Annotated in this window: 11 protein-coding genes; 4 read left to right on the top strand and 7 right to left on the bottom strand. The window is 72.7% G+C overall.

The window, feature by feature from the left end:
• The first annotated feature begins 82 nt into the window (after positions 1-82).
• The gene (locus tag AC54T1_RS02015) at positions 83-1,111 is read left to right on the top strand and encodes a serine/threonine protein phosphatase (RefSeq protein ID WP_496910849.1); all 1,029 of its coding nucleotides are present in this window, start codon (positions 83-85) and stop codon (positions 1,109-1,111) included.
• Here AC54T1_RS02015 and AC54T1_RS02020 read toward each other — a convergent pair.
• The 4 genes from AC54T1_RS02020 to AC54T1_RS02035 all read right to left on the bottom strand — a co-directional run bounded on the left by AC54T1_RS02020 (position 1,086) and on the right by AC54T1_RS02035 (position 6,690).
• Entirely contained in the window at positions 1,086-3,599 is a 2,514-nt protein-coding gene (locus tag AC54T1_RS02020; RefSeq protein ID WP_496910850.1) for an MMPL family transporter, read from the bottom strand. The genes AC54T1_RS02015 and AC54T1_RS02020 overlap by 26 nt on opposite strands.
• 63 nt (positions 3,600-3,662) lie before the next feature.
• A complete protein-coding gene (locus AC54T1_RS02025) occupies positions 3,663-4,322 on the bottom strand; it encodes a TetR/AcrR family transcriptional regulator (protein ID WP_496910851.1) in 660 nt (219 codons plus the stop codon).
• 86 nt (positions 4,323-4,408) lie between these two features.
• Positions 4,409-5,494, bottom strand: coding sequence for a Gfo/Idh/MocA family protein (locus AC54T1_RS02030; RefSeq protein WP_484343676.1), 1,086 nt, complete (start codon positions 5,492-5,494; stop codon positions 4,409-4,411).
• Positions 5,491-6,690, bottom strand: coding sequence for a Gfo/Idh/MocA family protein (locus tag AC54T1_RS02035; protein WP_484343677.1), 1,200 nt, complete (start codon positions 6,688-6,690; stop codon positions 5,491-5,493). The genes AC54T1_RS02030 and AC54T1_RS02035 overlap by 4 nt, the downstream gene beginning before the upstream one ends.
• A 112-nt stretch (positions 6,691-6,802) precedes the next feature.
• Between AC54T1_RS02035 and AC54T1_RS02040 the strand changes: the two genes are divergently transcribed.
• The 3 genes from AC54T1_RS02040 to AC54T1_RS02050 all read left to right on the top strand — a co-directional run bounded on the left by AC54T1_RS02040 (position 6,803) and on the right by AC54T1_RS02050 (position 9,406).
• On the top strand, positions 6,803-7,840 hold the full coding sequence (locus tag AC54T1_RS02040; RefSeq protein ID WP_496910852.1) for a LacI family DNA-binding transcriptional regulator: 1,038 nt from the start codon (positions 6,803-6,805) through the stop codon (positions 7,838-7,840).
• Positions 7,837-8,613: a carbon-nitrogen hydrolase family protein gene (locus AC54T1_RS02045; RefSeq protein WP_484343679.1), complete on the top strand. Its 777-nt coding sequence runs from the start codon at positions 7,837-7,839 to the stop codon at positions 8,611-8,613. The genes AC54T1_RS02040 and AC54T1_RS02045 overlap by 4 nt, the downstream gene beginning before the upstream one ends.
• 151 nt (positions 8,614-8,764) lie before the next feature.
• Positions 8,765-9,406, top strand: a complete 642-nt coding sequence (locus AC54T1_RS02050) for a hypothetical protein (protein WP_496910853.1) — start codon at positions 8,765-8,767, stop codon at positions 9,404-9,406.
• 4 nt (positions 9,407-9,410) lie between these two features.
• On the opposite strand, the gene AC54T1_RS02055 is transcribed toward AC54T1_RS02050, so the two are convergent.
• The 3 genes from AC54T1_RS02055 to AC54T1_RS02065 all read right to left on the bottom strand — a co-directional run bounded on the left by AC54T1_RS02055 (position 9,411) and on the right by AC54T1_RS02065 (position 14,539).
• Positions 9,411-12,041, bottom strand: coding sequence for a molybdopterin-dependent oxidoreductase (locus tag AC54T1_RS02055; protein WP_496910854.1), 2,631 nt, complete (start codon positions 12,039-12,041; stop codon positions 9,411-9,413).
• Positions 12,038-12,880 carry an FAD binding domain-containing protein gene (locus AC54T1_RS02060; protein ID WP_484343682.1) on the bottom strand — a complete coding sequence of 281 codons (843 nt, stop codon included), beginning with the start codon at positions 12,878-12,880 and terminating at the stop codon, positions 12,038-12,040. The genes AC54T1_RS02055 and AC54T1_RS02060 overlap by 4 nt, the downstream gene beginning before the upstream one ends.
• A gap of 183 nt (positions 12,881-13,063) precedes the next feature.
• Positions 13,064-14,539, bottom strand: a complete 1,476-nt coding sequence (locus AC54T1_RS02065; RefSeq protein WP_496910855.1) for a diguanylate cyclase domain-containing protein — start codon at positions 14,537-14,539, stop codon at positions 13,064-13,066.
• Positions 14,540-14,673: the final 134 nt, after the last annotated feature.

Below are 14,673 nucleotides of genomic sequence, written 5' to 3' on the forward strand. Positions count from 1 at the left end.
CTCGTCGTCGGCGAACACCCATGGTGCAGTGCGTCGTCGCGAACCGAAAGGGAATACCTCGCCCGCCAGGCAGACTGTCGTGATGCTCAGCGACCGACGCGCCCGTCATGACCTCGTGTCGGCTTCGCTCGCAGCGCGCGACGACGACGCACTCATGGCGCTCCTCGATGCCGCACCAGCCAGCACGGTAGGTGTGGGCGGCGGTGCCTCGGTGCTCGATGTCGATGGCGTCCCCGTGTTCGCCAAGCGGATCCCGATCACGGAGCGAGAGCTCGCGCACCCGAACAGCACCGCGAACCTCTACGACCTGCCGCTCGCCTGCCAGTACGGCATGCATCCCCTGGCGGGCCCGGGCTTCGGCGCCTGGCGTGAGCTGGCCGCCAACATCACCGTCACCGAGGGGGTCCTCGACGGGGACTGCGACTCCTTCGCCCTCCTGCACCACTGGCGGGTGCTCCCCGGCCGCCCACCCGTCGCGCCGGAGCAGCAGGACATCGAGGCGGTGGTCGCGCAGTTCGGCGGCGACCCGGCGGTGCGGACCCGCCTCGAGGAGCTCGCCCGGGGGGGCTCGAGCCTCGTGCTGTTCCTCGAGCACCTTCCTGATCGGCTGGGCACCTGGTTGAACGACCCGGTGGCCCGCGCCGAGACGTTCGAGCGGCAGCTCTTCGACGCCGTCACGTTCCTCCGGAGCCGCGAGCTCCTGCACGTGGACGGGCACTTCGGCAACATGCGGGCCGACGACGATCAGATCTACCTCGTCGACCTCGGGCTCGCGACATCGCCACGGTTCGAGCTGTCCGACGTCGAGCGCGACTTCGTCGCGTCCCACGCCGACCACGACACGGACTACGCAGCGATGCGACTGGTCAACTGGCTGGTCACCACGGTGTGCGGGGTGCCGATGCCGACCAGCGGTGGACCCGCCGAGCGCAACGCCTACGTGCGTCGGTGCGCCGGCGGCTCCATCCCGGAGGACGTGCCCCCGGTCGTCGCCGGGATCCTCGCCCGGCACGCCGGCGCCGCCGCCGAGATGAACGCCTTCTGTTGGCGCCTCGTCGACGGCGACACCGACGCGATGTACCGGCTTACGCCCGGGACGCCTCTGGCGTGACGTCGTCGACCGTCTCCCCTGCCGCGACGTGCGGGTGCTGACGGGTGAGCGCGGAACCCTCCACGTCGATGTTCGGCAGGATCCGGTCGAGCCAGCGCGGCAGCCACCACGCCTTGTCGCCGACGAGGTGCATGAGCGCGGGGATGATGAGCATGCGCACGAGGAACGCGTCGAGAAGCACCCCGAAGGCGAGCGCGAAGCCGATCGGCCGGATCATCGCGCTGTGCGAGAAGACGAACCCACCGAACACGGAGACCATGATGATCGCCGCCGCGGTGACCACCGAACGTCCCGCCCGCACGCCCTGAGCGATCGCGACCCGGGCCGGGGCACCGTGGACGTAGGCCTCACGCATGCCGGTCCCGAGGAACAGCATGTAGTCCATGGCGAGCCCGAAGAGGATCCCCACGAGGATCGTCGGCAGGAAGTTGAGGACGGGCCCCGGGGTGTCGACCCCGAAGACGGCGCTCAGCCAGCCCCACTGGTAGATCGCGACGACGCCACCGAGGGCCGCGAAGTAGGACAGGATGAATCCCCCCGTAGCGACGATGGGGACGAACACGGACCGGAAGACGAGCACGAGGATGATGAAGGAGAGCCCGACGACGACGAGCAGGTAGATCGGCAGAGCGTCCGCGAGCTTGTCGGAGATGTCGATGTTGCCGCTGGCGGTCCCCGCCACCCCGATGTCGTAGGTGCCGTCGAGCGGCGAGAGGTCGCGCAGCGTGTTGACGAGCACCTCGGTGGACTCCGTCGTGGGGCCCTCCTCGGGCACGACCTGGAACGCCACGAGCGTGCCGTCCTCCGAGATGCCGATCGGCGCGACGGCCACGACGTCGTCCTGGGTGAAGAGGGTGTCGGCGATCTGCACCTGGGCGGCGAGCGCGTCGGCCTCCGTGCCACCCGCGGGCAGGTCCGCCACGACGAGGAGAGTGCCGTTCTGGCCCTCGCCGAACTTCTCCGCGACGGTCTCGTACGCCTGGTACTGCGTCGAGTCGTGCGCCTCGGTCGAGCCGTCGGGCAGGTTGAGCCGGAGGTCGAGGGCAGGGAGCGCGATGAGGAGCAGCGCGGCGATGCCGATGAGCACGCGCGCGACCGCCCCGGGGGTCGACATGACCTTGGCTGCGGCGGCGGTGTTCGTCTCCGTCGTGGGCGTCCCGGCCGTTGCGCTGAGCGCAGCGCGCTCGCGGCGGCTGAGGATCCGCTCCCCGACGAGTCCGAGGAGCGCGGGGATGAACGTCACGGCGACGAGCACGGCGATCGCGACGCACAGGGCGCCCACGGTGCCCATGAGGCCCAGGAAGGGGATCCCGGAGACGTTGAGCGCGACGAGGGCGATGATGACGGTGAGCCCGGCGAAGGTGACGGCGTTGCCCGACGTGCCGTTCGCCAGCGCGATGGACTCGGGGACGCTGTAGCCCTGCTTGAGCTGCTGGCGGTGCCGGTTGACGATGAACAACGAGTAGTCGATGCCCACCGCGAGCCCGAGCATCACACCGAGGATGGGTGTCACGGAGGTCATCTCGACGACGCCCGACAGGGACATCGCACCGAGCGCGCCGATGCCCACGCCCACGAGGGCCGTGAGGATCGGCAGGCCGGCACCGACGAGGGTGCCGAGCATGACGATGAGGACGATGGCCGCCACGACGAGGCCGATGATCTCACCGGGGCCGAGCAGGCTCGGGACCCCACCGGCGAGCTCGGAGGAGAAGTTGGCCTCGACACCCGGGATCGGCTCGTCGAAGAGCGTGATGACGGAGTCGAGGACGTCGGCGGGGATGTCCAGCTGGGGTTCCGTGAAGGCGACGGTGACGACCGCGGCCGATCCGTCCGTCGAGACGGTCCGGATCTCTGCAGCCATCTCGAGCAGGGACGCTCCCTGCTCGAGCGTCGTGCTCTGCTCCTCCAGCGCGGCGCGCTGGCCCTCGAGCGTGGCGACGCTCTGGTCGAGGGTCGCCTGCTGGGCGTCGAGCTCAGCCGCGGCCTGGTCCGCGGTGCCGGAGGACTCCGCCGCCGCCCGAGCGGCGTCGAGCTGCTCCTGGGCGGTGACGAGCTCGGCTGCGCCGGTGTCGAGCTGGGTGCGGGCGGTGTCGAGCTCCTGCCGACCGGCCGTGATCTGCGCGGCCTGGTCGGCGCGCTGCGCCTCCGTCGCGAAGGGGTCGACCAGCGCGGTCACGCCCTCGAGCTCCGTGCCCTCGGCAACCCTCGCGGAGATCTCGTCGATCTGCTCCTGCGTGAAGGCTGACCCGTCCTCGGTCTGCAGGACGACCGTGCCCGTGCCGCCCGAGGCTTCGGGGAACTTGCTCTGCAGCTTCTCGGTGACCTTCTCGGTCGGGGTGCCGGGGATCGACATGGCCGTGGACAGGGTGCCCCCGGCGACGGCGAACGCGGCGCCTGCAGCGACGAGGATCGCGATCCACACGGTGATCACCAGTCGGGCGTGCCTGGACGCTGCGCGACCCAGACGATAGAGGAGTTCAGCCATGAGAGTCCTTCGAGGTGAGTCGTGGGAGGGCGGTCGGTCGTGGGCAGGAAGAGGGTGACGCGGTCACGCGGTGCGCTCGAAGCCCGCGCCGGACGAGAATCCGTCGCCGATGGCCGAGAGGAAGCGTTCCAGCAGCGCGGCGAAGACCCGCCGCGACTCGGCGTCGTCGACGCCGGCCGTGGTCTCGGCCCACCGCGCCGCCACCACGGGAAGCCCCGCGACGAGCGAGGCGACGAGGAGGTCGACGGCGAGGTCGTCGGCCTCGGGATGGCGGTCCTTGAGGTCCGCAGCCAGGCGTTTGCTCATCGACGCCATCGCACTGTTGAACAGCCCGGAGATCTGCCCCCGCACGCTCGAGTCGGGCATGAGCACCCGGGACAGGTAGCCCACCGGTGCGGTGAGGTCCATGGACCTCAAGGTCTGCGCCACGTCCTCGAAGACCGAGCCGGCTGGCCGGTCGGCGCTGTCCACCGAGCTGGCTGCGAGCGCTGCCATGGCTTCGTCGAACCGCTCCGAGCACACGGTGATGGCCACGTCGTTCAACGAGGAGAAGTGGTTGAAGATCGTGCGCCGTGACACGTCTGCGCGCTCGGCGAGCTCGTCGACGCTGAAGCCCCCGATGCCGCGCTCGTCCATGAGGGGCGCGGCGGCGTCGAGGATCGCCCGGCGGTGGCGGGCCTTGAGGGCGCCCCGGCGGTCGACGGGACGGTCAGCGGAGAGCACGTTCTTACACTACATGCATCGATGCACCGAGTGCATCGATGCGAGCGGAGACCCCGCCCACACCGAGGGCGAGGTCTCCGGGAACCTCAGCGCGGGAACGAGGACAGGTCCCGCGCCCCCATCTGCGCCGTGATGGCGAGCTCGATGGCCTTGAACGCGTGGTCCTGCGTCATGGCGTTCTCGGTCCGCTCGAGGCAGTCGAGGACGAGCTGCCCGAAGAACGGGTACCCGACCTTCCCGTACACGTTGTAGTGCTTCTCCTCCTGGCCGTTGGCGAGGAACAGGTGCGCGGGGCCGTCCTGGGTGCCGAGGTTCATGTACTTGCGCTGCTCGATGAACCCCTCGGTCCCGAGGATGAACGTCCGTCCGTCGCCCCACGTCTGCAGCCCGTCCGGGGTGAACCAGTCGCACCGCAGGTACCCGGTCGCGCCCGTGTTCGTCACGAGGTTGGCGTCCCCGAAGTCGTCGAGCTCCGGGTGGTCGGGGTTGGCGTAGTTGGCGATCTGGCTGTTGACCACCTCGGCGTCCGTCGCGCCGGTGTAGTGGAGGATCTGGTCGATGTTGTGGCTGCCGATGTCCGTGAGGATGCCGCCGTACTTGTCCTTCTCGAAGAACCAGTCGGGGCGGCTCCCGGCCCGCAGCCGGTGCGGGCCGAGCCCGATGACCTGGACGACCTTGCCGATGGCCCCCTGCTCGATGAGCTGCCCGGCGAACACGGCCGTCTCCACGTGGATGCGCTCGGAGTAGTACACGCCGTACTTCTTGCCGGTGCGCTGCACCGCCTCGCGGGCGGCGGCGAGCTGCTCGAGCGTCGTCAGCGGCGCCTTGTCGACGAAGTAGTCCTTGCCGGCCTCCATCACGCGGATGCCCTGCGCGCACCGTTCGCTCGTCACGGCGGCGCCGGCGACGAGCCGGACCTCGGGGTCGTCGAGCACCTCGTCCTCGGACCGTGCCACCCGCACGTCCGGGAACCGCTCGCGGAACTGCTCGACCTTCGCGGGGTCGGGGTCGTACACCCACTTGAGCGTCGCACCCGCCCCGATGAGCCCTTCGCACTGGCCGTAGATGTGGCCGTGGTCGAGGCCGATGGCGGCGATGACGAACTCGCCGGGCTCCACGACGGGGGCGGGCAGGGGCGCGGGGGCGTAGGTGCCGCCGTCGGACGCGGTCATCGGTTCTCCTCGGTGTCGGTGGTGCTGGACGGGCGCGTCGGGGCGTCGGTCCCGGGGATGGTGATCGGCCCGTCCTGGTCGCTCACCTGCCCGGTCTTCGCGTAGAAGCGCGGAGCGCGCTCCGGGAGCGTGCCCGGGTGGTAGTACGGGTCGTCGACGGACAGCGGCAGGTCGACCGTACGGCGCTCGATGCCCGCCTGGTAGATCGCGGTGATGAGCTCGATCGTCCGCCGTCCGTCATGCCCGTCGACGCTGGGCCGCCGCCCGGTCTCGATCGCGGTGAGGACGTCGTCGACCTGTCCCTCGTGGCCCGTGTGCGTGAGGGGTTCCTGCGCGGCCATCACCTCGTCGATCTTGCGCACGAGCTCGGCGTTCCCGCCCGGGACGGGGAAGCCGTTGGGTTGCGCGGTCTCGGCGACGACGTCGCCCGTGAGGCTGATGCTCGCGTCGCGTCCCTGGACGACGATCTGCTGGCGCTCTCCGTGGTGCACCACGGAGCTCGTGAGCGTCGCGAGGGCACGGTCGTACCCGAGGACGGCGACGGAGAGGTCCTCGACCTCCGCGTTCTCGTGCGCAGCGTTCGTCAGCACGGCCGTCACGGACTCCGGCGCCCCGAGGAGCCACAGGAGCATGTCGACGTGGTGCACGGCGTGGTTGAGCGTGCAGCCGCCGCCCTCCTGCTCCCAGGTTCCGCGCCACCACAGGTCGTAGTAGCCGAGCCCGCGCCACCACGCGGAGTCGACGGCGACGTGCGAGACCGGCCCGACGAGCCCCGACTCCACCACGGACCGCAGCTGCACGACGTCGTCCCGGAACCGGTTCTGCGCGACGGAGGAGAACACGGCACCGCCCTCCTCCTCGGCAGCGAGGATCGCGTCGCAGGCGGCCAGCGACGGGGCCATCGGCTTCTCGCACAGCACGTTGATCCCTGCCCGCAGGAGGTCGACGCTCACCGGGCCGTGCGTCGACGGCGGGGTGCAGACGCTCACGAGGTCGATGTCGCCCCGGGAGAGCAGCTCGGTGTGGGAGGTGTGCACGGTCGCGGCGTCGAGGCCGTGCGTCTGCCGGAACGCCTCGGCCTTGCCGGGGGCGGTGTCGCTGAGCGCGACGATGCGGCAGCGGTCAGGGAACGCTGCGTACGCACGCACGTGCGCTCCGGCGATGCTCCCGGTTCCGACGATGGCGACGTTGATCATCGAGCTTCTCTCCTCCGTGGGCGACGACGACCGGAGGTGCGGGCATCGCCAGTGATACGTATCACTAGGATGCTCAGCAGGCTCCTCGGATGTCAATCGCTAGGGTGGAGACATGTCGCAGAACGCCACGAGCCGGGACGTAGCACGCCACGCGGGGGTGGCGCAGTCCACCGTCTCGTACGTGCTCTCCGGCAAGGGCTCCATCTCCGCGGAGACCCGCGAGCGCGTGCTGCGCGCCGTCGACGAGCTCGGCTACCGCCCCAACCTCGCGGCGCGCTCGATGCGCACCCGCCGAACCGGTCGGCTCGCCGTCGTCATGGGCATGCGGCTGGTCGACCCCGTCCCGCTGCTCGCCGGCGCGGGCGCCGTCGCGGAGGCCGCGGGGTACGCCATGGAGGTGCACAGCGTCGACGGCACCGCCCGGGTGCGCACCGACCGGATGCTCGACCTCGCGCGGTCCGGCCAGTACGAGGGCATCCTCGCGCTCGGCCCCGTCCTCCCCACGAGCGCCGCGGACCTGCCCGACGACGTCCCCGTCGTCACGACCGACGACTTCGACGACGAGATGCGCAACGTCGGTGCGCTCGCCGACCCCTCGCCGGTCCAGACCTTCGTCGAGCACCTCGTCGCACTCGGCCACACCCGCTTCCTCCACGTCGCCGGGCCGCCGCACTTCACGTCCGCCGCGCGCCGCGCGGACGCCTACCGGGAGACCGTCGCCCGGCTGGGCGTCGAGTCCCTCGGCGTCGTCAGCAACAGCTGGTCCGGCGACGACGCCGTCGCCGCCGTCCGCGCACTGCCCGACGACGCGCCGCCGCTCGCCGTGATCGCCGCCAACGACCTCCTCGCCGTCGCCGTCCTGCGCGCCGCGACCGAGCGCGGCTGGTCCGTCCCGGGGGACGTGAGCATCACCGGCTGGGACAACTACGACGTCGGCCAGTACCTCACGCCGTCCCTCACCACCGTCGACGGCGACCGTGCCGAGGCCGGCCGGCGCGCGATGCAGCACCTCGTCGCCGCCCTCCGCGGCGACGTTCCGCCGCCCACCTCGAACCCGCTCACCCGCATCGTGTGGCGGGAGTCGACCGCGCCGCCCGGCGCACCGCGCCAGCCCGCACACGGCACGCACCCCCGGGAGGACCTCGCATGACACGCACGCTGCGCATCGGCATGGGACAGATGCTCGTCGAGCCCGGCGAGCGCGACGCGAACCTCGCCCGCGCCGTGACGATGATCGACGGCGCCGCGGCCGCCGGGTGCGACGTCGTCGTCCTGCCCGAGTGCCTCGACCTCGGCTGGACCCACGAGAGTGCCCGCGACCTCGCCGCGCCGATCCCGGGCCCCACGACGCAGGTGCTGTGCGACGCCGCCCGCGAGCGCGGCATCGTCGTCGCAGCGGGCATCACCGAGCGCGACGGCGTGCGGGTCTACAACGCCGCGGTGCTCGTCGACGCCACGGGAGAGATCCTGCGCAAGCACCGCAAGATCAACGAGCTCGACGTCGGGCTCGGTGTCTACACGGCGGGTGCGTCCCTCGCGGTGGCCGACACCGACCTCGGTCGCATCGGCCTGGACATCTGCGCGGACAACTCGCTGTCCTCCGTCGCGCTCGGGCACGCCCTCGGCCGGATGGGGGCGCAGATCCTCCTGTCGCCGTCCGCCTGGGCCGTGCCGCCGCAGCACGACAACGTGGCGACCCCCTACGGATCCGAGTGGGTGGAGCCGTACCGGGAGCTCGCCACAGCGCACCGGATGCCCGTGGTGGGCGTGAGCAACGTGGGGCCCGTCATCAGCGGCGACTGGGACGGGTGGCGCTGCATCGGGGCGTCGCTCGCCGTCGGTGCCACCGGGGAGATCCTCGCGCAGGGGCCCTACGGGATCGACGCGGAGGCGTTGCTCACCGTCGACGTGCCGATCGTCTGACCGCGGCGCCAGCGGGTTCCCTCCCCGGGGACCTCGTGGCCCCCGCCCACCGGGGGCGGGAACAGGCTCCCAGGCGTAGGTTCGTGCTCATCGACGGCCATGGGCCGCGCGCGCCAGGGGGCGCCGTCCGCCGACACGAGGAGACCCCGCCATGACCAGCTCGCACCCCGCCCACTCCGACGGCGAGCCCTACCGGGACCCCCGGCACGCCGACGACGCGACGCTCGCCCGGGACCGCCAGGCGGTCGTGCAGCGCGAGAAGGACGAGTACGGGGGCGTGAAGATCGGCTCCGCCTTCTTCGGGTGGCTCACCGCGACCGGCACCGCCGTGCTGCTCGTCGCGCTCGTCGCCGCCGGTGGGGCGGCGCTCGGCCTGGCCACGGACACGGACTTCGTCGACGTCGCCCAGTCGAGCGACGACGTCGCGACCGTCGGGATCGTCGGCGGGGCCATCCTGCTCGTCGTGCTGTTCCTCGCCTACTACTGCGGCGGGTACGTCGCCGGACGCATGGCGCGGTTCAACGGCCTCAAGCAGGGCGTCGCCGTCTGGCTCTGGGCGGTGGTCATCGCGATCCTCGTCGCCGCCCTCGGGGCGCTCGCCGGCAACGAGTACAACATCCTCGCGGAGGTCAACGCCTTCCCGCGGATCCCCGTCGACGAGGGGGACCTCACGACCGGCGGCATCATCGTCGCCGTCGGTGTCGCGATCACGAGCCTTCTCGGCGCACTGCTCGGCGGGCTCGCCGGGATGCGGTTCCACCGCAAGGTCGACCGCGCGGGGCTCGGCGCCTGACGCCTCAAGGCGCGAGGCCGGGTGCGGGCCCGCCCGCCGCGAGCTCGCGCCACACCCGCTCCCGGGACAACGGCAGGTTCCGCACCCGGACACCCGTGGCGTCGCGCACCGCGTTGGCCAGCGCTGCCGCCACGGGGTTGAACGGCGCCTCGCTCATCGACTTGGCGCCCAGCGGACCGATCTCGTCGTACGTGTCCGCGAGCAGCACCTCGGTGCGCGGCACGTCCGCGTACTGCGGCACGTGGTACTCCCGGAACGTCCGCGTGGTGACGCGCCCCGCGCCGTCCAGCCGCACCTCCTCGTAGAGGGCCGCACCGATCGCCTGTGCCACCCCGCCCTCGATCTGCCCGCGCAGCTGCTCGGGGTTGAGCACCACACCGGCGTCGGCGGACTGGACGCTCTGCAGGACCCGGACCTCCCCGGTCTCCCGGTTCACCGCGACCCGGAACCCGTGCACGTTGTAGGCCACCGAGCGCGGGGTCCCGTCGTGGTGCCCGCGGGCGACGAGCGGCACGTGCTCCGAGTCGACGTCCCGCATCATCGTCCGCAGCTGCAGGGCGGCGGCCACGACGGCCTTGCCGGCGACGACAGACCCCGTCGACCCGAACGCGCCCGTGTCATGGTCGACGACATCTGTGTCGGACTGTCGAACGCGCACCCGGTCCCCGGGCACGCCGAGGATCGTCGCGGCGAGCTGCCGGTGGACCGTCGTCGTGCCGTTGCCGAACTCCGCCGTGCCGACGCACACCTCGAACGTCCCGTCCTCGAGCCGCGCGACCGACGTGTCCGAGAAGTGCCCGCGGGGCGGGATCGTCGCGATCATCGCGAGCGCGAGCCCGGTACCCACCGACCACTGGCGGCCCCGCGGGACCGCCGCCCCGTTGCCGCGGGCGAGTGCGGCCTCGGTGAGGTCGAGGCACTGGTCGAGCCCGTAGCTGCCGTGCCGCAGGTCGCTCACCTCGTCGGGGTCCGTGACGATCATCGGCTCACCGGGCAGCACGACGTTGCGGCGACGGAGCTCGCCCGGGCTCAGGCCGAGCTCCCGAGCGAGGTCGTCCATCGCGGACTCCACCGCGAACACCACCTGCCCGAGCCCGTACCCGCGGAACGCCCCGGACGGCGGGTTGTTCGTGTAGACGACCTCGGCGTCGACCCTCGTGGCGGGGCAGCGGTAGACGGCGAGCGACTCGCTCAGCCCGTGGAACATCACGCCCCGGCTGTGGTTGCCGTAGGCCCCGGTGTCGCTGAGGAGGTCGACGGTCATCGCGGTGAGGCGGCCGTCCTCGTCGGCGCCGAGCCGGACGTCGACGGTCATGGGGTGCCGGACGGTCGCGACCGTGAACACGTCCTCGCGGGTGAGCTCGTACTGGACGGCCCGCCCCGTGCGCAGCACGGCGAGCGCGACGAGGTCCTCGGTGAGGATCTCCTGCTTGCCGCCGAAGCCCCCACCCACCCGGGCCGTGAACACCCGGACCCGTTCCCGCTCGAGCCCGAACACGTGGCACAGCTCGTCGCGCACGAGGAACGGCACCTGGGTGCTCGACCTGATGACCAGGCGCCCGGTCGCGTCGAGCCAGCCCCGGGCGGCGTGCGTCTCGAGGGCCGCGTGGGAGACGCGGTGGGACGTGAACGTGCCACCGACGGTGGTGTGCGCGGCCGCGAGTGCGGCGGCGGTGTCGCCCATCTCCTCGTGGAGGGTCGCGACGACGTTGCGGTGCGCCTCGTCCACCCGGTCCGCGTGGGTGCGGTCAGGGTGGACGAGGGGCGCGCCGGGGCGGCGGGCACGCTCGGGGTCGAAGACGGCAGGCAGCTCCTCGTACTCGACCCGGACGAGGTCCCGCGCACGCTGGGCGACGTCGAGCGAGTCGGCGACGACGGCCGCGACGCGCTGCCCGCGGAACCGGACGACCGTGTCGAGGACCCGGGTGTCGTCGGGGTCGTCGTAGCGGCTCTCGTGCCGGCCCGTGGAGAACAGCACGTCGGGGGCGTCCGCGGCGGTGAGCACCGCGTGCACGCCCGGCATCGCTTCGGCGGCGCTCGTGTCGACGGCCAGGACACGGGCATGGGCGTGCGGGCTGCCGAGCACGGCGAGGTGCAGCACGCCCTGCGTCGGCAGGTCGAGCGTGTACGGCTCGCGGCCGGTGACGACGCGCATCGCGGCGGGCGGCGGCGCGGACGTCCCGACGCCACCCGCCGCGCACCCCACGTTGCGCACACCCGCGATCGCGTCCGCGATCGACCGGTACCCGGTGCACCGGCAGAGGTTGCCCTTGAGCGCGTGCGGCAGGTCCGCGCGCTGCGCGTCGTCGAGCACGGACGCGGTGACGACCATCCCGGGGGTGCAGAAACCGCACTGGAAGCCGCCCGCGTCCGCGAACGCCTGCTGGACGGGGTGCGGGTGGTCGACGTCCCCGAGCCCGGCGACGGTCGTCACGGAACGGCCCTCCGCGCGGTGGGCGGGGTAGATGCACGAGTGCACGGCCTGCCCGTCGACGAGCACCGTGCACGCGCCGCAGTCCCCCGCGTCGCAGCCCTTCTTCACCTCGACGTGGTCGTGCTCGCGCAGCAGGGTCCGCAGGCACTGCCCCGGCGCGGGGTCGGTGTCCAGGACGACGCCGTTGACCTCGAGCTTCACCGGGCGCCGCCCGCGCCGGGGGCCGGGGGGCCGTCGTCCGCCAGCTCCTGACGGACCTCGTGCGCGAGGACGGTCGTGACGTGGCGCCGCCAGTCCGGGGCGCCGTGCACGTCGTCGTACCAGTGCTCGACGCCGGCGAGCGCCACCTCGAGCTGCTGCTCGGCGGGCGGGCCGGGGAACCGCAGGACGACGGGAGCCGGCGTGCTCGCCGTGATCGTCACCGTCGTCGCGCCGTCGACGTCGCGCCGACCCGTGACGACGGCGCCGGACCGGCCGAGCGGGGACAGGGCGATCTGGCGGAACGCGGTCCGTGCCGCGAGGGCGGCGCTGGGCACCTCGACGGACCGGAGCACCTCACCGGGTGCGAGCCCGGTCCGGGACGGGCCGGTGACGAGGTCCGCGACGGGCAGCGTGCGCGCCCCGCCGTCCGGGAGCCACACGACGGCGGTGGCGTCGAGCGTGACGGCGAGGGAGATCATGGCGCCGGCCGGCAGGGCGAGGCAGATGTTGCCGCCGACGGTCGCGGCGTTCCACACCTTCCACGACGCGAGCAGCGCGTCGCAGCACTGGCGGAACAGCGGGTGGGCGGTGCCAGCGACCTCCGGGGTGAGGGCGGCGAGCTCCGCGACCGTGCACGTCGCGGCGATGCTCAGGCCGTGGGCCGTCCGGGTGACCGCGGGCCAGCCGAGCGCGGTGAGATCGACGAGTCCGGTCGTCCCGCGGCCGTGCTGCGGCTCGGAGAACAACCACGTGCCTCCGCCGAGCAGCACCTCGCCGGGGCGCAGCGCGAGGTCGGCGCGGGCGTGCGCCACCCGCACCGTGTCGATCAACAGGTCCATGCGGCCTCCCGGTCCTCCTCACCAGGCAACCACCGGCGTGTGTCGGTCGTGTAACCACGAGGGGCCGCGCGCGTGACGCGTGCGCGCCGGGCCGGTGGTCCGTCGCGACCTCGTGCGCCGGGTGCGCCCGGCTGGTGCGGCTGTGCGGCTGGTGCGGCTGATGCGGCTGATGCGCCCGGTGGCTCAGGTGGTGGTGCTCGGCGTGGCTTGCACGTCGTCCGCGGCACCGACGACGGCGGCCTCCTCGACGGCGCACTTGCCCTGGTGCTTCACGCGGTACATGGCGAGGTCCGCGGCGCGCAGGAGCTCGGAGGGGTCGGTCATGGCGGGGTCGGCGACGGCGACCCCGATGCTCGCGCTGATCCGCACCTCCTGGCCGCTCACGGTCATGGGGCGGCGCACCTCGTCGAGGATCCGGTTCGCGACGTCGTGCGCGGAGCGGGCCGCGTGACCGACGAGCACGGCCGCGAACTCGTCACCGCTCATCCGGATCGCGGTGGCCTCGTCCCCCAGGGGGCTCAGGAGCGCGACGAGCCGCCGCGCGGTCTGCACGAGGACGTCGTCACCCGCCGCGTGCCCCAGGGTGTCGTTGACCGCCTTGAAGTCGTCGAGGTCGATGAACACGACCGCGAGGCCACGGCTCGTCCCGCGGGGCCGCGCGAGCTCGTCGTCGATCCGCTCCGACAGGACCACCCGGCCGGCGAGACCGGTGAGCGCGTCGTGGGTCGCCTGGTGCCGCAGGAGCCGCTCCGTCGCGGCGAGACGGCCGACGAGGCCCCGGTTCTCGGAGATGGTCGCGTGCTGGCGCACGACGAGGAGCACGACCATGACGACCGCGGCGGCGGCCGACTCCGGGCGGATGCCGTCGCCGAGGTGCTGGAGCGCGAGCGCGACGAGCGCCGGCAGCAGGAGGACGTACGGAGCATGGACGAGCGTGTGGTGGGTGCTCAGCACCTCGCGGCGCTCGGACGTGCCCTGGTACACGCAGACGCCGAGGACGAAGCAGGCCATCCCTGCCGCCCAGGCGGGCGTCCCACCCATCCCCCACGCGACGTCCGACACGGCGACGACGAGGAAGGCGGCGCAGCTCAGCGCGGGCATCGCGCGCCGCGAGGGGTGCATCTCCGTGAGGGCGACGCCGGCCACGACGACGGCGACCGCGACCGCGCCGAGCGGGAGCGCGACGGAGAACGCATGGCTGACCCCTCCGTGCTCCTCGTCCGCGACGGCATGGAGCACGAGGGGCCACGCGGCGACGAACGCAGACGCGGCCGCGAGCCCTCCGTCCGTGACGAGCCGGATCCGGGACCACGGGTCGGCACCGAGCGACGTCAGCCACCACACCGCGCCGCCGAGGACGACGAACCCGACCCGCCCGGCAGTCGCCAGGCCGTCGGGGAGGCCGGTGAGCCAGGCGAGGGGCGCGAGGGACCAGCACAGGGCCGCGGCCGTGAGGCACCGCCACCCGAGCTGACTGCGGCCCGGTCGCGCGCGGGTCGCGGCGACGAGCGTCGCGACGACGACCGCGAGCGCGAGCGCACCGTCCAGCGCGAGGCCCGTGGGCGTGGGTCCGAGCAGCAGTCGCAGACCCGCGACACCACCGAGCCAGGCGACGGCGGCGATCACGCGTGCGCGCGAGTCCAGCGAGGTCTGCGGCACCGCGCCTCCCGTTGCCCCTGGCGCTCCCGGTGCGGGTCGACGGGCCCGGTCGGGACCACGACATCTGCAGGAGCGAGTCCAGGGTACCGGCGAGGCCCGGCGGCCGACAGTGCACGAGGTGAGGCGACGTCGTA

The organism is Sanguibacter sp. Z41_6 (genome assembly GCF_059621145.1).

What these genes read in the sequence shown, in the direction of transcription:
- AC54T1_RS02015 (WP_496910849.1), top strand. Translation starts at nt 83, where the DNA reads ATGCTCAGCGACCGACGCGCCCGTCATGACCTCGTGTCGGCTTCGCTC.
- AC54T1_RS02020 (WP_496910850.1), bottom strand. Translation starts at nt 3,599, where the DNA reads ATGGCTGAACTCCTCTATCGTCTGGGTCGCGCAGCGTCCAGGCACGCC.
- AC54T1_RS02030 (WP_484343676.1), bottom strand. Translation starts at nt 5,494, where the DNA reads ATGACCGCGTCCGACGGCGGCACCTACGCCCCCGCGCCCCTGCCCGCC.
- AC54T1_RS02035 (WP_484343677.1), bottom strand. Translation starts at nt 6,690, where the DNA reads ATGATCAACGTCGCCATCGTCGGAACCGGGAGCATCGCCGGAGCGCAC.
- AC54T1_RS02040 (WP_496910852.1), top strand. Translation starts at nt 6,803, where the DNA reads ATGTCGCAGAACGCCACGAGCCGGGACGTAGCACGCCACGCGGGGGTG.
- AC54T1_RS02045 (WP_484343679.1), top strand. Translation starts at nt 7,837, where the DNA reads ATGACACGCACGCTGCGCATCGGCATGGGACAGATGCTCGTCGAGCCC.
- AC54T1_RS02050 (WP_496910853.1), top strand. Translation starts at nt 8,765, where the DNA reads ATGACCAGCTCGCACCCCGCCCACTCCGACGGCGAGCCCTACCGGGAC.
- AC54T1_RS02060 (WP_484343682.1), bottom strand. Translation starts at nt 12,880, where the DNA reads ATGGACCTGTTGATCGACACGGTGCGGGTGGCGCACGCCCGCGCCGAC.